This is a genomic window from Paraniabella hibiscisoli (assembly GCF_022512515.1).
GTDB classification, from domain to species: domain Bacteria; phylum Bacteroidota; class Bacteroidia; order Chitinophagales; family Chitinophagaceae; genus Niabella; species Niabella hibiscisoli.
Window position 1 is genome coordinate 1,268,895 of sequence record NZ_JAKWBK010000001.1, and the last position, 19,456, is coordinate 1,288,350.

General features: G+C 42.1%; 28 protein-coding genes, 1 tRNA gene and 1 pseudogene. 25 read left to right on the forward strand and 5 right to left on the reverse strand.

Features of this window, described 5'->3' with window-relative positions; all coding sequences use genetic code 11:
* Positions 1 to 10: 10 nt before the first annotated feature.
* The 25 genes and pseudogenes from MKP07_RS08225 (at position 11) to MKP07_RS08335 (ending at position 17,075) form a co-directional block, all read left to right on the forward strand.
* A complete protein-coding gene (locus MKP07_RS08225) occupies positions 11 to 712 on the forward strand; it encodes a CIS tube protein (RefSeq protein ID WP_262919650.1) in 702 nt (233 codons plus the stop codon).
* A 35-nt stretch (positions 713 to 747) separates the two neighbouring features.
* Positions 748 to 879: a hypothetical protein gene (locus MKP07_RS37980; protein WP_262919206.1), complete on the forward strand. Its 132-nt coding sequence runs from the start codon at positions 748 to 750 to the stop codon at positions 877 to 879.
* A 250-nt stretch (positions 880 to 1,129) separates the two neighbouring features.
* Positions 1,130 to 1,393 carry a hypothetical protein gene (locus MKP07_RS08230; RefSeq protein ID WP_240846613.1) on the forward strand — a complete coding sequence of 88 codons (264 nt, stop codon included), beginning with the start codon at positions 1,130 to 1,132 and terminating at the stop codon, positions 1,391 to 1,393.
* 56 nt (positions 1,394 to 1,449) lie between these two features.
* A complete protein-coding gene (vgrG, locus tag MKP07_RS08235; RefSeq protein ID WP_240846616.1) occupies positions 1,450 to 2,397 on the forward strand; it encodes a type VI secretion system tip protein VgrG in 948 nt (315 codons plus the stop codon).
* Positions 2,398 to 2,402: 5 nt separating this feature from the next.
* The gene (locus MKP07_RS08240; protein ID WP_240846619.1) at positions 2,403 to 2,693 is read left to right on the forward strand and encodes a PAAR domain-containing protein; all 291 of its coding nucleotides are present in this window, start codon (positions 2,403 to 2,405) and stop codon (positions 2,691 to 2,693) included.
* Between the two features lie 23 nt (positions 2,694 to 2,716).
* The gene (locus MKP07_RS08245) at positions 2,717 to 3,136 is read left to right on the forward strand and encodes a GPW/gp25 family protein (protein ID WP_240846621.1); all 420 of its coding nucleotides are present in this window, start codon (positions 2,717 to 2,719) and stop codon (positions 3,134 to 3,136) included.
* Between the two features lie 10 nt (positions 3,137 to 3,146).
* Positions 3,147 to 6,089 (forward strand): baseplate J/gp47 family protein, encoded by a 2,943-nt coding sequence (locus MKP07_RS08250; protein ID WP_240846623.1) that lies wholly within the window; start codon positions 3,147 to 3,149, stop codon positions 6,087 to 6,089.
* A 185-nt stretch (positions 6,090 to 6,274) separates the two neighbouring features.
* The gene (locus MKP07_RS08255) at positions 6,275 to 7,207 is read left to right on the forward strand and encodes a hypothetical protein (protein ID WP_240846625.1); all 933 of its coding nucleotides are present in this window, start codon (positions 6,275 to 6,277) and stop codon (positions 7,205 to 7,207) included.
* Positions 7,208 to 7,242: 35 nt separating this feature from the next.
* Positions 7,243 to 7,734 carry a hypothetical protein gene (locus MKP07_RS08260; RefSeq protein WP_240846628.1) on the forward strand — a complete coding sequence of 164 codons (492 nt, stop codon included), beginning with the start codon at positions 7,243 to 7,245 and terminating at the stop codon, positions 7,732 to 7,734.
* A 44-nt stretch (positions 7,735 to 7,778) separates the two neighbouring features.
* Positions 7,779 to 8,651 (forward strand): hypothetical protein, encoded by an 873-nt coding sequence (locus tag MKP07_RS08265; RefSeq protein WP_240846630.1) that lies wholly within the window; start codon positions 7,779 to 7,781, stop codon positions 8,649 to 8,651.
* Between the two features lie 4 nt (positions 8,652 to 8,655).
* Positions 8,656 to 9,114, forward strand: a complete 459-nt coding sequence (locus tag MKP07_RS08270; protein ID WP_240846632.1) for a hypothetical protein — start codon at positions 8,656 to 8,658, stop codon at positions 9,112 to 9,114.
* Positions 9,084 to 9,494: a hypothetical protein gene (locus tag MKP07_RS08275; RefSeq protein WP_240846634.1), complete on the forward strand. Its 411-nt coding sequence runs from the start codon at positions 9,084 to 9,086 to the stop codon at positions 9,492 to 9,494. The genes MKP07_RS08270 and MKP07_RS08275 overlap by 31 nt, the downstream gene beginning before the upstream one ends.
* Positions 9,478 to 10,362 carry a hypothetical protein gene (locus MKP07_RS08280; protein WP_240846637.1) on the forward strand — a complete coding sequence of 295 codons (885 nt, stop codon included), beginning with the start codon at positions 9,478 to 9,480 and terminating at the stop codon, positions 10,360 to 10,362. Before MKP07_RS08275 ends, MKP07_RS08280 begins: the two co-directional genes overlap by 17 nt.
* 83 nt (positions 10,363 to 10,445) lie before the next feature.
* The gene (locus MKP07_RS08285; RefSeq protein WP_240846640.1) at positions 10,446 to 10,721 is read left to right on the forward strand and encodes a hypothetical protein; all 276 of its coding nucleotides are present in this window, start codon (positions 10,446 to 10,448) and stop codon (positions 10,719 to 10,721) included.
* Positions 10,694 to 11,647 (forward strand): hypothetical protein, encoded by a 954-nt coding sequence (locus MKP07_RS08290; protein WP_240846643.1) that lies wholly within the window; start codon positions 10,694 to 10,696, stop codon positions 11,645 to 11,647. Before MKP07_RS08285 ends, MKP07_RS08290 begins: the two co-directional genes overlap by 28 nt.
* Positions 11,648 to 11,665: 18 nt before the next feature.
* On the forward strand, positions 11,666 to 11,887 hold the full coding sequence (locus MKP07_RS37985) for a contractile injection system tape measure protein (RefSeq protein ID WP_317235966.1): 222 nt from the start codon (positions 11,666 to 11,668) through the stop codon (positions 11,885 to 11,887).
* Between the two features lie 46 nt (positions 11,888 to 11,933).
* Positions 11,934 to 12,200, forward strand: a complete 267-nt coding sequence (locus MKP07_RS37990) for a contractile injection system tape measure protein (RefSeq protein ID WP_317235967.1) — start codon at positions 11,934 to 11,936, stop codon at positions 12,198 to 12,200.
* On the forward strand, positions 12,197 to 12,541 hold the full coding sequence (locus MKP07_RS08300) for a hypothetical protein (RefSeq protein WP_240846646.1): 345 nt from the start codon (positions 12,197 to 12,199) through the stop codon (positions 12,539 to 12,541). Before MKP07_RS37990 ends, MKP07_RS08300 begins: the two co-directional genes overlap by 4 nt.
* A pseudogene (locus MKP07_RS08305) lies at positions 12,436 to 12,955 on the forward strand (contractile injection system tape measure protein). Before MKP07_RS08300 ends, MKP07_RS08305 begins: the two are co-directional and overlap by 106 nt.
* 20 nt (positions 12,956 to 12,975) lie before the next feature.
* Positions 12,976 to 13,254: a hypothetical protein gene (locus MKP07_RS08310; protein WP_240846648.1), complete on the forward strand. Its 279-nt coding sequence runs from the start codon at positions 12,976 to 12,978 to the stop codon at positions 13,252 to 13,254.
* Complete coding sequence (locus tag MKP07_RS08315) at positions 13,251 to 14,060, forward strand: eCIS core domain-containing protein (RefSeq protein ID WP_240846650.1); 810 nt, start codon at positions 13,251 to 13,253, stop codon at positions 14,058 to 14,060. Before MKP07_RS08310 ends, MKP07_RS08315 begins: the two co-directional genes overlap by 4 nt.
* 64 nt (positions 14,061 to 14,124) lie before the next feature.
* Positions 14,125 to 14,364: a hypothetical protein gene (locus MKP07_RS08320; protein ID WP_240846653.1), complete on the forward strand. Its 240-nt coding sequence runs from the start codon at positions 14,125 to 14,127 to the stop codon at positions 14,362 to 14,364.
* A gap of 97 nt (positions 14,365 to 14,461) precedes the next feature.
* The gene (locus tag MKP07_RS08325) at positions 14,462 to 15,598 is read left to right on the forward strand and encodes an eCIS core domain-containing protein (protein WP_317235968.1); all 1,137 of its coding nucleotides are present in this window, start codon (positions 14,462 to 14,464) and stop codon (positions 15,596 to 15,598) included.
* A gap of 207 nt (positions 15,599 to 15,805) precedes the next feature.
* Positions 15,806 to 16,267, forward strand: a complete 462-nt coding sequence (locus tag MKP07_RS08330; protein ID WP_240846657.1) for a hypothetical protein — start codon at positions 15,806 to 15,808, stop codon at positions 16,265 to 16,267.
* On the forward strand, positions 16,227 to 17,075 hold the full coding sequence (locus MKP07_RS08335; protein WP_240846658.1) for an ATP-binding protein: 849 nt from the start codon (positions 16,227 to 16,229) through the stop codon (positions 17,073 to 17,075). The genes MKP07_RS08330 and MKP07_RS08335 overlap by 41 nt, the downstream gene beginning before the upstream one ends.
* 159 nt (positions 17,076 to 17,234) lie before the next feature.
* On the opposite strand, the gene MKP07_RS08340 is transcribed toward MKP07_RS08335, so the two are convergent.
* The 5 genes from MKP07_RS08340 to MKP07_RS42270 all read right to left on the reverse strand — a co-directional run bounded on the left by MKP07_RS08340 (position 17,235) and on the right by MKP07_RS42270 (position 19,320).
* Positions 17,235 to 17,753 (reverse strand): mobile mystery protein B, encoded by a 519-nt coding sequence (locus tag MKP07_RS08340; RefSeq protein ID WP_240846660.1) that lies wholly within the window; start codon positions 17,751 to 17,753, stop codon positions 17,235 to 17,237.
* The gene (locus MKP07_RS08345) at positions 17,728 to 18,111 is read right to left on the reverse strand and encodes a helix-turn-helix domain-containing protein (RefSeq protein WP_240846663.1); all 384 of its coding nucleotides are present in this window, start codon (positions 18,109 to 18,111) and stop codon (positions 17,728 to 17,730) included. The genes MKP07_RS08340 and MKP07_RS08345 overlap by 26 nt, the downstream gene beginning before the upstream one ends.
* Before the next feature lie 424 nt (positions 18,112 to 18,535).
* On the reverse strand, positions 18,536 to 18,847 hold the full coding sequence (locus tag MKP07_RS08350) for a GIY-YIG nuclease family protein (RefSeq protein ID WP_240846666.1): 312 nt from the start codon (positions 18,845 to 18,847) through the stop codon (positions 18,536 to 18,538).
* Between the two features lie 61 nt (positions 18,848 to 18,908).
* Positions 18,909 to 18,981 (reverse strand) — tRNA-Phe (locus MKP07_RS08355).
* A gap of 69 nt (positions 18,982 to 19,050) precedes the next feature.
* Positions 19,051 to 19,320: a hypothetical protein gene (locus tag MKP07_RS42270; RefSeq protein WP_394803543.1), complete on the reverse strand. Its 270-nt coding sequence runs from the start codon at positions 19,318 to 19,320 to the stop codon at positions 19,051 to 19,053.
* Between the last annotated feature and the right edge of the window lie 136 nt (positions 19,321 to 19,456).

The following is a 19,456-nucleotide window of genomic DNA, read 5'->3' on the forward strand; positions in this document are numbered from 1 at the left end:
TTCGGGCTACCTGGGAACTTTTTTCGTTCAGGTCAATCCGGAATCATTTGTAAGAAACTATACCATCAATTACCGGGAAGAAGCAGCCGCAGGTAAAGAGGGTACGCAGTCGCAGTACAATTATACCCAACCACAGGTAATGGATATCGAGTTCTTACTGGATGCCACCGGTGTTATACCTTCTAATGGAATACCGGAACCATCTGACCTGGTAAGTGCTGTGGCGCCTTTAGAACTCATGGCAAAAATTGCCTTGCTAAAACGAGTAGCTTATAATTATGTAGGCGATGCCCACGAGCCACCATTTGTAAAACTCACCTGGGCGTTGGAGACCTTTCGTTGCAGGCTACAATCTTTAAACATTACTTATAAGTTGTTTAAGCCAGATGGTACGCCTCTTCGGGCTTTAATAAAATGTTCTTTTAAAGAGTATATCTCCAATAACGAAAATGCCGCAGTAACATTAGCCACCTCTCCCGATCTCACTCATGTGCGTATTGCGAAGCAAGGAGACTCCTTACCGCTGATGTGTTATAATATTTATGGCGACGAAAACCTGTATCTCGAAGTAGCGCGTGTAAATGGTCTGACTGATTTCAGGAACCTGGAACCAGGGCAGAAAATATTTTCCCTCCCATTCAAAAATAAATGCCGCAAACACGAACCATACCAACGAATCCACCAACAGCAAGCCTGGTCACGTTTTCTATAAAAATAGAAGGGCAGGCCATACCAAGGGCAGTAAGTGTGAAAAACCTGGTAGTATCGCGCCAGGTAAATAAAATACCAAAGTTATCATTAGCCATTGTAGACGGCAGCGCTTCACAAAGCAATTTTGATATTAGCAACCAGGACTATTTTGTGCCGGGAAAAAAATAGAGATCAGCGCAGGTTATAATTCGCAGGAAGAACTGTTGTTTGCGGGGATCATTATTAAACATTCCATAAAGATCAACACAAATGAAACAGCACTAATGGTAGAGGCTGCTGATGCGTCCTTCAAAATGTCCCTCAATCCTAAAGAAAAATATTTAATGATACCACTGACGGCCAGCTTATAGAAGAGATTGCCGGATCTTATGGTATCGACACCGATATAGAAAGTACATCGATCAATTATCCTGAACTCATGCAATATTTTGCAACGGACTGGGATTATATTCAAACCCGTGCTGAAGCAGCAGGTAAACTATGTTTCTGTGAGAATGGTAAACTCGTAGTAAAAACACCGGCGCTGGACGCAGAACCTGCGCTGGACCTGGTTTATGGGGCAACGATAAAAGAACTAAATGCAGAAATAGATACAAGGTTTCAATATAGCGGGGTGCAGGGACTATCATGGGATTCATCAACTCAGGATCTGATTAATACTGAAGCAGCAGCACCGCTATAAATGAACAAGGCAATATTAGTTCTGATGAACTGTCGGCTGTAGCACAGGAGGAGCCGGTGATATTAATGCATGGGGGAAATGTAAAAGAACCCGAAATGCAAAGCAGGGTTGATCTGCAACTGTTGAAAAGCCGTCTTGCCAGGATAAGGGGAACTGTTAAGGTATCTGGCTATGCAGGAGTTATGCCGGGTCACATGATAAAGCTCAACGGAGTGGGTGATCGTTTTGCCGGTAATTCTTTTGTGAGTGGTATTCGCCATGAGATCAGCAACGGACTTTGGGAGACCGTGATACAATTCGGAATTAACCATAAATGGTTCGCAGAGGAAAATGATATACAACCCCTGCCGGCAGCGGGTTTTACGCCATCGGTAAAAGGCTTGCAAATAGGTATTGTGACCAATCTCGAAAATGACCCGGACGGGGAAGACCGCATAAAAGTAAAAATACCTGTAGTAGATAACAATGGTGAAGGTTTATGGTGTAAGATGGCCATGCCGGATGCTGGCGATAACCGGGGGTTTTATTTCAGACCCGAGATAGGAGATGAGGTGGTGGTAGGTTTTTTAAGTGAAGACCCAGGTTATGGAATTGTTTTAGGTTGTTTACATAGCAGCGCCAAACCGGCTCCTGTAAAGGGTTCTAATAACAATCATGAAAAAGGGATCATTACCCGCTCTCAAATGAAATGGATGTGGAACGATGAAAAGAAAACTTTAACAATCGATACACCGGCAGGCAATAGTGTGTTGATCAGCGATGATGAAAAAGAAATAAGACTAAAGGATGAGCATGGCAATAGCATCTCTATGAATAGCGATGGTGTTACCATTCAGTCTTCAAAAGATATCATTCTGAAAGCAGCAGTAGATATAACTGTTGAAGCGGGAACAAATGCAGAGATTAGTGCCGGGGCTTCTTTGAAAGCATCGGGCAGTGCCCAGGCAGAAATGAGCAGTAGTGGCACCACAACAATTAAGGGATCGATGGTTATGATAAATTAATCGTTATGCCAGCAGCAGCAAGAATAGGAGATATGCATGTTTGCCCCATGACAACCGGAACGGTTCCACATGTAGGCGGACCGGTGATGAACGCTTCTGCTGCAACGGTGATCATTGGAGGATTACCGGCGGCAACAGTCGGTGATATGCTTACCTGTTCTGGTCCGCCGGATACTATCATAAAAGGATCGGCAACCGTAATGATAGGAGGAAAGCCGGCTGCAAGAATGGGAGATAACACAGCACATGGAGGCAGCATTGTTGCAGGTGCTGCAACAGTAATGATAGGAGGATAAAATATACAATTAAAATATTCACTATGTCAACGCCATTTGGTATAACGGGTCGCGGTTGGAGCTTTCCGCCGGCTTTTCGAAAAACAACAGGAACCGTGGATATGCTTTTGGATGAGGCTGAAATAAATAGCAGCCTTGAAATATTATTGAACACCGCTACAGGAGAAAGAATAATGTTGCCCCGTTATGGCTGCGATTTAAGGGAATTCTTATTTGAACCGCTGACCACAACCTTAAAAACATTAATGTCTGATAAAATAAAAAAAGCAATTCTTTATTACGAGCCCAGGATCATTGCACACGATGTGATAATAAATGAATCAGAAGAATTGGAAGGGAAAATCTCTATCAAAATTGAGTACACTATACGAACCACCAATAGCCGGTTTAATTACGTATACGACTATTATATAACAGAAGGTGCTGAAATAAGAAACAGGTAATTCTTAGTAAATGGCAGAAAAGAAACCATACGATTATATTTTGCGGCGAGACGGCAGCAGTAGTAGACAAAGAGCTAAAACTGTATTACTGCAACCCGATTATTTTAAGCCAGATGAAAGAAGCCTTGATGAGATTTACCAGTTCGCGAAAAATTTTGCAGCTTCAATAAACTTCTATGAGTTTGAGAGCTTTGAACAAAGCATCCTCACAGATAGTATAAAAGTGGCGGACTGTAAAGATGGAGACTGGTCCCAGTTTTTTCAGTCTGTCGATAGCAGCAATTTAGTAACGGGAAAGGACCTGGATCCTCATCTCGCATTGTACTTCGCTTTTCTCAAATTGTTTGCTCATGCGCAGGATCACATGAACCAGTTTACAGAAAAACATATTGACTTTTATTACAATAAAATACTAGGTCTTGAATTGAAGCCTGGCATTGAAGACAATGCTTATGTAATATTTGAGTTGGCAAAAAATGCTAATAATGTAATATTTGAAAAAGGATCGCTACTTGATGCGGGAAAGATCAATAATATACCTGCAACTTATAGCGTAAATAATGACGTAATATTAAACAAATCTGTGGTAGCCGAATTAAAAACCGGCGTTTTGAATAATGATGCAATAGAGTTTGCACACCGTACTGATACTGCAGATGGAGTATCCAAAAAGCTTCCGGTAGGTCATCCATATTTTGACGCCTTTGGCTTGCGCCATATTGCAGAAGCACAAAAGCAAAAAGCTAAAATAGGTTTTGCAATAGCATCACCGGTTTTGCTACTGAAAGAGGGCAACCGAAAAATAACTTTTTCCATTTCTTTATCGGGTTTAAATGCTGATTTGAAAAAGGCCAACGCAATTAATGCGGTGGAATTATTTCTGACAGGAGAGAAAGAATGGCTGGGCGCCTATGAATGCGTACTTACTTTCGGATCCTTTCAGGCCGGCCGGCAAATGCTGATCATTACTTATTCGCTTTCACCAAAAGATCCTGCTGTAACAGGGTACAACCAGGCAGTACATAAAAACACCTTTAATACTTCGAATCCCTTAGCCCAGGTATTAATTGATACGGGTAGAGCCGGGAATATTTTTCTGCACTTAAAAGCCGTTCGGGTAGAGGATATTAAGATCGATGTAGACGTGCAGAACGTGGGGAGTCTGGAAATGGAAAACGACCTGGGCCGCATCGATTCAAAAAAGCCATTTTTACCTTTTGGAACAACACCCAAAAAAGGTTCGGGGTTTGAGATTTCTTACGAGGAGCTGATGCAGAAAGATGTATCTGAATACCAGTTCCAGGTAGATTGGCTGGGCGCTCCATCCAACTTTTCCAGTCATTATAATCTTTATGGAGGATCGAATAGCAATAGTAGTTTCACCGCAAACTATTCTGCCGCCGACGGAAATAGCGGAACCACTATGCTATTTAATGCAACAGATGCCGCTACTACTGTTAAATGGCCGGCATCACCTTTTATTTTTACATGGTCTCAATGGAGGTTCAAGGCATCGCCGATTGTGTATAAAAATTATCATAGCCTATTTAGCAATCCCAATTATATCGGCGTGCTTAAAACACAATCAACGGTACGGGCAGCCAGTAAAGTTAAAGCACAAAATAGTTGGGCACTTAAAGGGTTTGTTCGCTTTGAATTGAACCGGAGCTTCATGCATGAAGTGTACGGTCGTGTTTTTGCAGAGCAGGCTATAGAGCAGGCCCGCAGTAAAACGGTATCATTGCCGAATCAACCTTATCTGCCAACGATCAAACAGATCCGGCTAAGTTATAAAGCGGCAACACAACAAAGCTTTGTAAATAACAACTCGTTCACAGGCTTTAGTAAAAAAGAAATCCAGCTTTTTCATATTGATCTGTTTGGGCAAAGTGAGCAGCATGGGTTTTTAAAAAGCCGTGCCCAGGAGGAAATGGGGAACGATATTGCAATCGATCAGGCCATTTATTTATTGCCACAGCAACGTACTGCGGCCTTCTATATTGGCCTTGCCGATTTAACTCCGGGGCAAAGTGTAAGCTTGTTGCTGCAATTGGCAGAAGGTACATCTAATGCTGATGCCGAGCCACTGACTATCGGCTGGCATGTGCTCTGCAATAATGAATGGAGGCCATTTACAGGAAGAGAAGTGTTAAGAAATGAAACCAATAGTTTGTTACAAAGCGGAATCGTAACATTAGCTATTCCTGAATCTGCAACGTTAGACAATACTTTGATGGATGAAGGATTCGCATGGATCCGGCTCTCATTATCCGGCGACCCGGGATCAGTTTGCTTGTTTGAAAAAGTATTGGCACAGGCCGCCAAATCAGGATATTACGCTGGTGAGGCTTTCGCCGGATCGGGCAGTATTGAAGCAGGTTCTATCAAAAAGCTGGTAAAGAAAATGGCAGATATCAAACAGGTGTCTCAGCCGTTTTCTTCATTTGGTGGCAAGCCTACAGAAAGTAATCAGGCGTTTAGGTTGCGGGTAAGCGAACGCTTAAGGCATAAACAAAGAGCGGTTAACAATTGGGATTGGGAACACATGGTGTTACAGGAGTTTCCGGAGCTGTACAAAGTAAAATGTTTGAATCATTTTAATGATGAAGATGATTGCTGCAAAGCCAGTCATCCAGGCTCAGTAACGCTGGTTGTTGTTCCCAATGTGGAGGGCAGGAACTTTTATAATCCCTTACAACCTAAAGTGAGCACCCTGGTTCGCCAACAAATAAAAACATTTTTACAGCCCCGGGTATCACTCTTCACGCAACTATTCGTATCCAACCCAGATTATGAAACAGCGCTGCTCGACTTTAAAGTTCGTTTTCTTTCAGCAGGAGATTTCGGTGTATATCGGGACCAACTCAACAGTGCAATAAAAAAATTTCTAACCCCTGGGCTTTCAACAATCCGGAAACCTTATACTTTGGAGGAACGATCAATAAATCAATAGTATTAAATTTTATAGAAGAGCAACCTTATGTAGATTTTGTGACGGATTTGAAATTGTATCACATAGATGAAACTGGTAACCGAAGCGCAGATGTAGATACTATTAACATTATTAATCCCAAAGCTATATTGGTGAGCGCCCTTCAGCATAATATGCTGCCCTTCACAAGCTAAGCTTTATTGTAAATGGACACTGCATCAACCATATCAAAAATTCCGCCAATAGAAAAGACCCTCAACTACTCCGGTTTACGGGAAGAAGGGTTGAAATATATAGAAGCGCTGGGGAGCGATTTTTGGACGGATTATAACGAACATGATCCGGGGATTACGATACTGGAACTGCTTTGTTATGCCATAACAGACCTCGGTTACAGAACGAACCTGCCGATACAGGATCTGCTCGCTTCCAAAGAACATAATGAAGCCAATCTTCAAAAGCAGTTTTTTACTCCGAGGGAAATGCTGACTACAGAACCGGTGAGCGAACTGGATTTAAGAAAACTATTGATCGATATAGATGGGGTTAAAAATGCGTGGCTTTTTAAATCGAAGCAAACCCTGTTCTTTGATAAAAAGGAAAGCCGTATTTTTGGCGCAAAACCTGTGTCTAATCACGCTTTCAGCACATTCGACCTGAATGGACTTTATGATATAAAGATTGAACTGGACGAGGAACCTGTTGCAAAAAACTGTGACGATGATACGGCTCCTACAGAAGAAGAGATCAATGCACGGACAGAAAAAATAAACGAAATGATCCGTCGCGTGCGTCAGGTATTTCATCAACACCGCCCGTTGTGCGAAGACCTTGCTAATGTATCCATAGTAGAAGAACAGAGGATCCGCTTTTGCATGGATATTCAACTGGAAGCAAATGTGGATGCGAACGAGGTATACCCCAGGGTGTTTTATTTGTTAAGCCACTATTTGTCACCGGCTTCACGCCAGTATTCGTTGAAGGAGATGACCAGTGCGCGAAAGGCAAATGGGGACGGGTACACGATGGACGAAATATTCAACGGTCCGGTGTTAGACCATGGTTTTTTTAAAGACGAAGAATTGCTGAATGCAGGTCTGCGGCAAACGATTTACGGGTCGGATATTATCAATCTCTGATGGATATACCCGGGATAAAATCGATCCATCATTTCATGATGAACTATTGCGACGGAGCTAAAGCAGAAAAGAATGAATGGATATTGCCGGTGGCTCCCGGAAAGAAGCCGGTGTTATGCTATTGCAAGTCGGCAATAAATTTTTATAAAGATGTTATACCGGTAAAAGCGCCACGGCAACAGGCCATAGAGAAATGGATAGCACTTTTACAGGAAGATCGGGCAATGTCTTTATCGGTTACTTACGATGACTATCAGTATTCCGGAGGGTCATGGAGTAGCCTGGATGCTTATACATCCATCACTAAAAATCTACCTCAGTGTTATGGTGTTGGCGATGAGGGGCTTTCTCCATCCGTAGCTTTTTCACAAACAATAAAAGCGCTGCAGCTAAAAGGGTTCTTACTATTTTTCGACCAGGTGCTGGCAAATTATATTGCACAGCTGAACCAGCTCAAACATTTATTTCAACTAAAGGAAAGCCCTATTGCCGACATGGACACAGGGACCTACTTTTTAAAAGTATAAAAGAGGTTAAAGAAATAGAATGGCTCATTGATGAATATGCAACAATGGATGCGGCAGGAGGTTTGTTAGCCGGGTTGGTCAATCAGTATGATCATGTAACAGACCGGAAGAACCGGTTATTGGATCATCTGCTCTCAAGATTTGCAGAAAATTTTACAGAATATGTACTTCAAATGTATTCATTGGAAGGACAGCAAGCTGCAGAAAAAGTGATCCTATCCAAATCTCTTTTATTAGAAGAATACCCGCAGATAAGTTCGCGTAGAGCCACCGCCTACGATTATTTTAACAGCACTGATAATAACGGAAATGCGATTGCTGTATGGGACAGTAAAAATGTTACAGGAATGGAGCACCGGTTGAGCAGGCTGCTCGGTATTGAGGATTACAGCAGAAGAGGGCTTTCTGAAAATAATGAGGAAGGAATGTTTGTAATAGAACATATTTTATTGCGGCCTGATATTAATTTTCTACAGGAGCAGGATGGCTTGTTTGAGCCCCGGAATTTTATAGCTGTTTGCAGCGGAGCTGATTGTGATGATTGTGAGGTAGATGCCTATTCCTTTAGAATTACTGTAATTCTACCCGCAGAAACCGTTCGTTTCAAGAATGAAGATTTCAGGAATTACATAGAAAAAACTATAAGGCTTGAAACCCCCGCACATATTTATCCGCGTATATGCTGGTGGAGTAAAGACTCCCTTGCGGCTTTTGAACCGGTGTATAAGCAATGGTTAGAACTGAAGCAGACGGGTAATGATGCAACAACTGAGGGCTTAACTGTGTTACAGCAGCTGATCCAATTATTAAACGAAAGAAAAAGCATTTATCCGCCAGGCATACTAAGCGATTGTGATAACCCGGTTGAAAACCCTGTGATACTAGATCAAACTAATTTAGGCAATTTAAAAACCTGATAACATGGCTACGAATATTAAACTGACGCATCCCGTTAACGGTTATTCTATATTTAAAACCAACCAGCTTTTAACTGCAGAGCATTTAAATAGTATCGGCCGTTTCTTCGACTACCAGGATCGGCTTACCAGGGCACGAATGTTGGGCGTGGGTATCGTTTGCGGACTTAACGTAAGTTTCGGACAACGTTCTGTAACGGTTAGTAAGGGCGTGGGTGTTACCAGTGACGGAGACCTGCTATCCTTTGATGCAGACCAGACGTTTTCAGGCATGGCGCCGTTTGATGATAAGGATGCCCAATACGACTGGTTCCGTCCCCTGTTGGAGAACCGGGATACGCCGGCGCTCTGGTATCTGACACAGGATCAGCAGGAGGATGGCTTTACGACCGTATCTGCTTTTTTGAAAGAGAAAATGCTCCTTCAGATTATGTGGCTGTTTTGTATAATAGCCAGTTTGTAAAAGATACCGATAATTGCTCGGGCGAGGACTGTGACGGGAAGGCAGATATGTATAACAATAGTGTACGTGTTATACTGCTACATAGAAAGGAGTATGATGCCATTGTAAAAGAGCATAAATGCAGTGAAGAATATTACCTGCCTGAGCTCGCTATTCCAAGAGTTTTGCTTAATGAGAAGGACAGTATTTTCAGTTATGGAGATTTGCTAACCGCCTACACAACGGGTATCAATAGCGGACTCAATATTTTACAAGAGCCGTTAAAAGCAGCAACAGAAGCCGCTGTGATTTTGCAGGAATGCTATATAGCAGCTGGCGGAAAAAAAGTTTTTTACAAGCAAAGAAGTCTCGGTTCTCGCACAGTTGAACGAATTGGTTAAAACAGTCCTTACCGAAAACAGGCAGGGTGTACAATATGTATATGATCTGCTAAAAGATGTGAACCAGGCCTATGACGACTTTAAAGACAGTACTTACGATTTATGCTATGGATGCTGTGTGGCGTCCGATGCCTTTCCCAAACATCTAGCGTTGGGCTTATTGCAGAATATGACAAACGGGTATTCGAAGTATCGCCAGGAGTTTATTGAATCGCCCATACTGAACAATAAGAATGAAGAGGTAGAGCAGGCATTAAAGTTATTTGCGCGCCTCGCAAAACTGGTCGCCACCTTTTCAATTCCTGCAAGACCGGTTATCAGGATAACCCCATCAGTAGCAATACATGAAAAGCTGGAAAACAAGCCCATTCCATATTACTATGATGTAGAAAACCTGGTGGACGACTGGTCGCCAGTTCTTAGCAGGCGCAATAGAAACAATGCGATTCTTTCTTACCACGCTGCATCCTATTCTTCTTTGCCTCATATAACGCAACCACTGGCTTACAATATCGATAAGTACTCCTTCTTTAGAGTCGAAGGACATGTAGGCAAGACTTATGACAATGCTTACACAACTATCGATAACCTGCGAAAGCAATACGATCTGCCGTTTGACATAGCAGGCGTCCAGTTACAAAAAGAAAGAATAAGGTTCATTCCTCCCCGTGCGATTAAGCCAGGCTTGCTGGATATTTTATACGACAAAGAAAAACTATTGCTGGGTAGCAAGCTCGATTTTATAAAGAAATATAATGATTCGATTGCCATCAATCTTCCTGATGATAATGAATTGGCTCAACCGGCCATAACAAAGGAGTATGGTGACCCCAAAACATTAAAAAATATGGTGCTTACAAAAAAGTAGAGCTGGAAAATCAGATCACCAATGCCAAAACGTTACTGGCAAAACCTGTTTTAGAAACCGCCGGAAAAGTAGATTGGGATGATATGCATATTACCATGGCTAATGCAGGTGCGCAGATCAACAAGAACTCCAAGCTATTTACCACTGCTGCTTACCGTTCACCTATAGAAAACCTGGCCATATTGGAACAGCCCAAAGCTTTGCTGTGGTTAGGTGATCTTTTGGTGAAACAAAAACAACAGGTGGAAGACGGATACATCTTTAGCAACTTCCTCAAACAAAACCCCTCTATGTTGCACAATGCGGTGTTTGTAAAGGCGGTACGTTTGTTTTGGTGTATGAAAAAACGGGTGATGTAGAAACGGTAGTGGCAGACTTTTACCTACCTTATATTGCAAAAGCAGATCTCGTAGAAGCATCGGTTGATACGTCGAATCTTCCTGTAAGGCCTATAAGAGAAATAGATTTTACTATCTCGAAAGACATCATCAAACGCCCTATATTAAATGTTGATATTTTTAATATTAATGACCAGCTTGTAAAAGTCAAAGATCTAACGCAACAATCAGAACGTGTATTGAATCAGAAGATAAACGAGTTTGATGGAAGGATAAATAGAGTTGGTGAGCAGGTATTAAAAAATGAACAGAGCATTATTCAAAAAGTAGATGTAGTAAAAGACCGCTATGAAAGTTCATTCTCAAAGCTAATCTCGTCTTATGACACCGTTGTTACAAAATCAAATGTAAAAGTAAACGGAACACAACTGGGCGAATTTACACGAGAAGAATTTGATTCAATGGTTACAGGAGTTCGAACCGAGTTTAACGGAAAGCTGGGCGATTTCGAAACCAATATGAACAGCAGGTTCAATGCCGTAGCAAAAGACATTACGGAAAGTAAAGCATTGATTCAAAAAGCAAATACCGATATTAATTCGCTGGATGTTAAGATCACATCAACAAGAAGTGAAATATTAACAAAAGCAGACCAGGATATTAAAACGGTGAATGATAGGGTAACTGCAGTTAACAACACACTTGATGCAAAAATCGGTCAGTCGGTAGCTTCTAATGATGCCAAATTGAATAGTGCTATCGCGGGAATTAATCAATCTATTAGTAATAATGCCAACAGCTTCGATCAGAAACTGGCGACAACAAGAACGGAAATTTTAAATACGGCCGATATAACTGCGACCACTAAGTTAAATGCGCAGAAGGAAAGCTTTGACACCTCCATTACAAAGATCAATAATGATATCGTTAAAATAAGACCACGCTAAAGTGTCGAAACAAAGCACATAGTAAATAGGGTTGCGGTAAATACTTTGGGTATTGCTACAGAAAATGCTTTTAAGTGGAGGGCAGAGGTGGCAGATTATTTGAGTGATGATTTTCCGCGACAATTACAAATAATCCTGGATGAATTCTATGGTGCGGATGAACAAGTGCGTATAGACCGCTTGGAACTTAATATTAATCTCGCAAAAGCCGGGGAACAGAATTGTTTCAAAGAGAACTGATATTAGCCTTAAGAAGAGAGCTAACCGATCAAAAGCAGAAAGCGATATTGATGAATTTCAGGACGGTGTAACCGCTGAGCCAGCTATTTCAAACAGATTGCTGGATGCCTGGTTTTTTTATCTCCAAAAAGGATATTATCCCTGGTTTCACCAGCAGGTACTAAGTGCAAAAGAATTAGAGTTATTAGTTCTGGAACATGCTAAAGCCATTGCCCATCAACTTCCCGTGATATTAGAATCATCGCAGGCGCAGCAACGGTTTATATTTGAAATGAACGAATCTATATTACTGTTATTGCTTCCTTTTTTGTGAAGGTAAACCCGCATGATGATCATTGGAAGACGCGTTTGTTGATGAAACAAAACAGGAAGAAAGAGATCATAAAAGCAGGTCAGCTTCTTGTAAAGGCCATAGCAAATAAAGAAGAAATCGATGAACAGCTGTTTATGGAAATGATGGACATTACCAATGATCCAGACGAGCAGGAACCAGGAGAAAATAAAGCGGAGGCAACAGTTCAGCAAGTAGCGCTAAAAAAGAACACCCTATCAGTTCGAAAGCGGAAGATGTTGAGACCGCTATTTGGATACAAAATGCAGGACTTGTTTTGCTGCACCCCTTCCTGCCGGTTTTATTTGATAGGTTATCGGTAACAAATCAAAAAAGCAAATAACGAATAGAGCGAGGGCATTAGCCCTGATCCACTATCTCTTATACCTCGAAGAGGATTATTCAGATGCAAAAATGGTCTTGCCGAAGATCCTTTGCGGCATTTCCTATAATGATCCCGTATCAATAGATTGTGAAATAAACGACGAAGAAAGTAAAGAATGTGATGAGCTTTTGCTTTCAGTGATAGAGTACTGGAATGCTTTAAGAAATACATCAATCAAAGGTCTTTTAGAAGCGTTTGTTTTGAGGAAAGGAAGCTAAGGTTAGAAGACAATGCTTGGCGATTATTGGTGGAGAAGCGAACAGAAGATGTTTTACTCGACCGCCTGCCCTGGGGCATTGGCTACATAAAATTGCCCTGGATGACAACACCTGTTACAACGGAGTGGGGGTGAGAAAATGCTTAAAACAGTAAATGATGCACACATTACAAACAAAAACGAAAGAGAAAAAATCGGCAAATGTCGGTAACCGCTTTTTTGCACCGCTGCAGGCGAAGCTAACTGTTAATCAACCCAATGATGTGTATGAACAGGAGGCAGATGCCGTTGCAGATAAAGTAATGCGTACGATGGATCACTCAACAAAAAGCCCGTTGTTCTTTCCTCCGGTAGGCGCACCACTACAACGTAAAGAACAAAACAGTTCAGAAGCGGCGGCGCCTGATCAGCTAACCGATTATGTAGGGGTTTGAATAATAAAGGCGCCGCGTTAGAGCATCAGACGCAGCAATTTTTTGAATCGCGTATGGGCCATGATTTTTCAAATGTGCGGATCCATTCAGATAGTGTAGCTGCTCAATCTGCCCAGAGCATTGATGCGCTGGCCTATACTTCGGGGAATAATATAGTGTTTAATCAAAACCAGTATCAGCCAGGAACAGATGCGGGAAAAAAACTACTGGCTCATGAATTAACGCATGTGGTGCAGCAAAGCCCGAACATACAACCCTATAGAAGTAAAAAAGCCTTCAACTTCGGAAAAAATGATACAACAACGCTTGTCGAAGATTCCTTTTCCTATAAAAAAGACAAAGACACCAAACCCTGGATAGAGGCGATAACGCTGACCCTGGATACAACAATTACTGATGTGAATGGCTATACAACATATACAGGAACCGGAAAAGCAAGCTATTACAATAATGCTGTAAAGCTGCCAGACATCACATTTACTGCAACGGCCGGGTCTGAGAATTTAGGAATGACTTCAGCGGGCTCCTTTAAAGTAACCCGCATAGAAGGAATTGGTTACAATAGCGGAAAGTATTCTGGTAAAGTAGATAAGAAAAATAGGGAGGGACCTAATAAAAGGTATTCAAAGGACTTGTCGGCAAACATGAGCTTTGCCGTTTTCTTCCATGGAGGAGAGGCATTGCACCAGGGTCCTTTAGATTGGAGCTCGCACGGATGTGTACATGTGGATTGGGGAACCAACGAAATGCAACAGATCAATTATCATAGTGTAATAGGGCACACGAAAGTGGATGTGAAATACTAACAAAGATTACCGGGACAGTGGGAGTAGAAAAAGCTCAAATTAAAATAATACCAATCGGGGAACGATGCACAGCAATTTCGCCATAACCGGACAGCACGGCAATAAACAATCCGCCACCAATCAAGGATTGTTTATTCAGCCTAAGCTGACTATCAATCAACCTGGTGATAGCTACGAGCAAGAAGCGGATGCGGTTGCTGAAAAAGTAATGCGAAAAGATAATGCGGGTAGTGGGGGCGCTGCTTTTTTAAGCCGTTGCATCAGCAGGAGGAGAAGCAAGTGCAGCAACCAAGACTGCAGCTAAAAAAATCGGATACGGTTGAGCCAGACATCCCTGAAAACACGGAAAAGTTTATTGGCAACATGAATAGTTCTGGTCATTCATTGCCGACACGCACCCGATCTTTTTTGAGGAGAGAATGGGGCAGGACTTTTCAAACGTAAAAGTTCATACCGGAGTTGTTGCCGCTAAATCAGCACAGAGTATTAATGCGCTGGCTTATACAACCGGAAGCGATATTGTTTTTAATAAAGAACAGTATCAACCGGAAACAGAGAAAGGCAAACGATTGCTGGCTCATGAATTAACACATGTGGTGCAGCAAAAGAGTACAACCAAAGGCGTGCAGCGCAGTTTAGCGAACATAGGAGCAACCATTTCGGCGACCAACCAACAGGCCATCAGGAACAGAATAAGTTTTTGGGACGTGCCATTGGCGCCAGCAGTGGTTTCTACCGGGGCACTTGAAGACTATTTCAGGAAATCTCCACCCAATGCATCCATCGGGTTCTCCGGTACAACAGTGATCGACGCATCTGTTACCCAGACAACCGCAACGCCACAAAGTGCAACATTTGATGTTGCAAGAGGGCTAAGTAGTTTACCCGGCCACTTTGTAAGTACGCATAATATGCCGCAGAACTCAACAGCTACCATCAACATGGATCTTTCTTCCTTTGGCGGCCAAGCGGGTATTTTTAGAATTACTTATTTGAACGCTAATCCCGGTTCCAGCGGAGCGGCTCAGCCGCAATTTCACCTGGAATTTGTGTCTGCAGCAAGAACTACTCCTGCATTGACAGCCCGCCCGGGTACATTTGCCGTTGGCGGACACGATTTTACAGCGATAGGCTGGCCAGATGATCGCTATGACGAATTAATCGATGTAATGAACCGCGTTCCGGCCACCGCTTTGAGCCAAATAGCCGGGATGAGATTTAGGTATAGAAGCCAGCTTCTTCAAACCATAACACAATTAGGAGAAGACGGAGAAGCATTATTACAAACAGGTGTGTCGGCAAATCAGAGAGAGATAATAGTATGGAGTACTGTTACCAGACCTACAATACTTAACTATAGCGGTTTTACACGAACAGCCTATGTGGTAGCGCATGAAATAGGTCACTGGCTTGACTTTAACCCCATTTTCCTGGCTGCAAGCGGCACTGCCGCAGACTCTGCGTCGGGTTTTTACAGGTTGGGGGCCAATGGTGCTTTAACAGAGGGGCAAACAGGCGTACCCGGTTCAGCCGGTTAAACAGTGCTAACCCCTCGGTTACTAATTATGGAACAACCGACCTTAAAGAAAGCTTTGCCGAGTATTTTGCCATGTATGTTACCGACCCGGCACAGTTAACACTTTTGAGGCCAGATGTTTTCGCATACTTCCAGTCTGCCTACCCGTAAAAAGGAAGGTTAAAGAATACTCTGGAGTGAACCCAACAAAGTACATATTCAATTTAATATGGCGAAGGAATTAAACCATTTACGCGAAGGCCTCGACCTTCTGAGCACGGCGATAAGTCAGCGTCTGTACTACTTTTTCAGCAAGCAAGAGCAGGCCCCGGCCAAGATCTTACCCACAGATATTGCGGTTCCTAAAATAAAATCAATGCCCGCTCTAAATGCAGAAGAGTTCGTAATTATAACAATGGCCCTGGCGCCGCATATTGTTCCCGGCTTTTTCGATACTGCAATTCAGCAGTATTTACCGCAGGGTGGGGAGTTCCCCGAATTAGGGGGAATAAAAACAGGTAATCAGCGAGGAATGCAACCCACGGGCGAAACGGCTTTATTTGTATTGGCAGGAATGGATGTAAGCGAGCGGCTAAGGGTTTCCCGGTATTTCTCCGCCGACCATTTTTTTATAAAAAAATATTTTGTGGTTGGATACAACACTGTCGGGCGAACCCACGTTCAGTGCTAAACTGGTTTTATCACAGGAGTATGTGGATCTGTTATTGATCGGAAAGGCTTCAAAGCCCCGTTTCAGCAGCAGTTTTCCTGCAAAACATATTGAAACCGGATTAGGATGGGATGACCTGGTATTAAGTGCTGAGGCGATGCACCAGGTGCAGGAATTGCAAAACTGGCTGCAGCATAAAAAGACCTTAATGAGTGGTTTAAAAATGGATAAAAAGCTGAAGAAGGGCTATCGTGTGCTTTTCCATGGTCCGCCCGGAACCGGTAAAACGCTAACGGCAACTTTACTGGGGAAACATACAAAGCGGGAAGTTTATCGTGTTGACCTCTCTATGGTCGTGTCGAAGTATATCGGGGAAACGGAGAAGAACCTCGAAGCTCTTTTTAACAGGGCAGAAGCCAAAGACTGGATACTCTTTTTTGATGAGGCTGATGCTTTATTTGGTAAAAGAACAGGAGTGCGTGATGCGCATGACAAATATGCCAACCAGGAAGTATCCTATTTATTACAACGGGTTGAAGATTTTGATGGGCTGGTAATACTGGCATCTAATATGAAAAGCAATATTGATGAAGCTTTTATAAGACGGTTTAACGCGATTATCAAGTTTATGCAACCCACTCCAGATGAGCGGGAAAAGATCTGGAAAAATACTTTCCCCGAAAAAATGGAGTTTGGTAACAATGAGGATGTTCCGGCACTGGTAAAGCAATACGAGCTTTCAGGAGGAAATATCGTAAACGTGGTTCAGTATGCTTGTCTTACAACACTGGCGAAAGGGAAAAAGAAATTTTTTAGGAGATGTAGTTGAGGGAATAAAAAGAGAAATGCATAAAGAAGGTAAGCCGTTTTGAATGGGTGATACTTGGGGCAATCGATCAATTTTTAGGACTGGGCAAACTCAATTAGTGGGCCAATATCTCCGCTGTCTGCTTTATGTAATGCCTTAAGATATAATATTCTGAGCTCACTACTCTTCGAAAGGCTTCGGCTGCCATGTAAATACTGGTCCGTTAAAAACTTTTTCAATAATGACGTCTGCCATGAGGCGGGAATGTCTGCCGTTGCCATTAGGAAAACAATGAATAGAAACTATCCTGTGCTTGAAGCGAACTGCAATTTCTATTTCGGAAAAGATCTTGTTATCAATCCAAAAAACGCAATCATCAAGCAATGACCTTAGCTCTATCCCGATTTGATATTTATCTACACCGATGTTTTTATTACTTTTTCTAAAGGCGCCTGCCCATCCCCAAACGGACCCATACATTCTTTTATGAAGCAGTTTTATAAACGTTTCTGTAAAAACCTCCTTTAGGGTGAATTTTTTGCGTCGTTCAATTGTCCAGCGTATTGCTTCTTCAATATTGCGTTGCTCTAGCTCATCCAATTCGCTACGTGTTGAAATAGTTGGGAGAAGTAAACCTTCTTTTTCGTCCAAATCAAGAGGCGTTTGCCCTTCTTCATATTTTAGGTAATCTAATCCCATAGCGACCTGGGCATTTCTTTTTTAGGTCCTCCGTCATATCAACAATCGCTTCTTTAATACGTTGATGGCTATTTTCCTGGTCTTCCAGTATCATTGTGGTAGAAGTACGCATAACGATCTTTTGAGCCAATTCTCTAGCCCTGATTTCTATCATTTGCTCAAGTGACCCTTCTTTAGGAATGAATCCGTAGACCAGCTTCATATCTAGTGCATTTCCAGCTTCACGAAGACTATTAAGACTAATGCTTCCCTCAGCTTCATTCTTTTCTATTTTTTCACGCCTTGTGGAGTAATTAAAAGTCGGGTACCCAACTGTTTTAATGAAATGTTGAGCGTTTTTCGAATGAGGTTCACCCATCCTTCTTTGGGCTGTTCGATGTTATAAAGAGGCCTGATAGATTGCAGTCTATTGTCAAGAAGTTTGATAACAAGTTTATTGTTTTTCATTTTTCAAAAGTAAACCAATAAGTTTAAAGACAAAATTATTTTTAAACTTATTGGTTTAAAAATATGACATATAGTTAACTCTAACCAAAACTTTCAGAATATCAGCACAATAGGCATCAGAGATATCAACTTTTCCTTTTTCGATTAGCAAAAATTTATGCTTAACCTCCACAATTATCCAAATTATTTGACCTGATCCAAAAAAGGATATATACAGAATGCATCGCGTATGGAGTTATGGTGTATAGGTTCAGAAAAGCAAAAATCCACTCTCAAAGAGTGGATTTTTTGTGGTGTGGGCCGGCTCCGAAACTTCGGAGGAATCGGCGATGATCCTAGCCACCAATTTCAATATCGAAACGTTGCTTTACAATAATTTTAAAGTTCGAAAAGAAAACAGGATCGTTAATAAGCTGTTCAGTAAACTTTCGGGATTTCATTGATTTAATATATCGCTCAATCTTTAGTGCATTGGTTCTGTTTGCACAGTTAATGAGTTTTACTATAACCCAGTCGTTGGTAAACCTGGTACTGGCCGCAGCATATTTTGCAGTATTATGTTCGGCCAACCTGTTTTCGGGAAAAGCAGACTCCCCGATATAATATTTCTGCGTTGCAATCGAAAAAAGGATATATACATAATGCATCGGGTATGGTGTTATAAGTTCAGAAAAGCAAAAATCCACTCTCAAAGAGTGGATTTTTTTGTGGTGTGGGCCGGGATCGAACCGGCGACACAAGGATTTTCAGTCCTTTGCTCTACCGACTGAGCTACCGCACCATCCGTAATCGGGTTGCAAAAATAGTGGTTTTTTTATAACAATGTGAATAATTGTCAAAAAAATGTTAGTTACATCCCATATTCAGCTAAAAACTTGATTCGCATGATCTTAAGCTGCTCCCAATTGAAGTCAAATTCTGCCAGTTCCTGCTGTGCTACGTCCAGGGACGAGGTTTCGCAGGTTTTGAAGTATTCGATAATTTCCTCCTGGTCAGCTTCGTCAAGCATTTCGTCGATCGCATAACCGAGATTGAGTTTGGTTCCACTGGCGGCGATGGTTTCCATTTCCTCCAGGAGTTCCGAGATCTTCCATCCCTTGTTCTTGGCAATGGTTTCCAACGGTATTTTTTATCCGTTTGCTGTATAATATATACCTTGTTGCCGCTCTTGTTTACCACGCTCTTCATCACGAAATCATCCGGCTTCACGATATTGTTTGCCTCTACATACTGTGCAATCAGTTCAATAAAGGGTT

Excerpts from the sequence above, each read along its gene's own strand:
- MKP07_RS08230 (WP_240846613.1), top strand. The coding sequence starts at position 1,130 with ATGCAATATTTTGCAACGGACTGGGATTATATTCAAACCCGTGCTGAA.
- MKP07_RS08240 (WP_240846619.1), top strand. The coding sequence starts at position 2,403 with ATGCCAGCAGCAGCAAGAATAGGAGATATGCATGTTTGCCCCATGACA.
- MKP07_RS08245 (WP_240846621.1), top strand. The coding sequence starts at position 2,717 with ATGTCAACGCCATTTGGTATAACGGGTCGCGGTTGGAGCTTTCCGCCG.
- MKP07_RS08250 (WP_240846623.1), top strand. The coding sequence starts at position 3,147 with ATGGCAGAAAAGAAACCATACGATTATATTTTGCGGCGAGACGGCAGC.
- MKP07_RS08255 (WP_240846625.1), top strand. The coding sequence starts at position 6,275 with ATGGACACTGCATCAACCATATCAAAAATTCCGCCAATAGAAAAGACC.
- MKP07_RS08260 (WP_240846628.1), top strand. The coding sequence starts at position 7,243 with ATGATGAACTATTGCGACGGAGCTAAAGCAGAAAAGAATGAATGGATA.
- MKP07_RS08265 (WP_240846630.1), top strand. The coding sequence starts at position 7,779 with ATGGATGCGGCAGGAGGTTTGTTAGCCGGGTTGGTCAATCAGTATGAT.
- MKP07_RS08270 (WP_240846632.1), top strand. The coding sequence starts at position 8,656 with ATGGCTACGAATATTAAACTGACGCATCCCGTTAACGGTTATTCTATA.
- MKP07_RS08285 (WP_240846640.1), top strand. The coding sequence starts at position 10,446 with ATGCATATTACCATGGCTAATGCAGGTGCGCAGATCAACAAGAACTCC.
- MKP07_RS08310 (WP_240846648.1), top strand. The coding sequence starts at position 12,976 with ATGATGCACACATTACAAACAAAAACGAAAGAGAAAAAATCGGCAAAT.
- MKP07_RS08320 (WP_240846653.1), top strand. The coding sequence starts at position 14,125 with ATGCACAGCAATTTCGCCATAACCGGACAGCACGGCAATAAACAATCC.
- MKP07_RS08330 (WP_240846657.1), top strand. The coding sequence starts at position 15,806 with ATGGCGAAGGAATTAAACCATTTACGCGAAGGCCTCGACCTTCTGAGC.
- MKP07_RS08340 (WP_240846660.1), bottom strand. The coding sequence starts at position 17,753 with ATGGGATTAGATTACCTAAAATATGAAGAAGGGCAAACGCCTCTTGAT.
- MKP07_RS08345 (WP_240846663.1), bottom strand. The coding sequence starts at position 18,111 with ATGGGTGAACCTCATTCGAAAAACGCTCAACATTTCATTAAAACAGTT.
- MKP07_RS08350 (WP_240846666.1), bottom strand. The coding sequence starts at position 18,847 with ATGCATTATGTATATATCCTTTTTTCGATTGCAACGCAGAAATATTAT.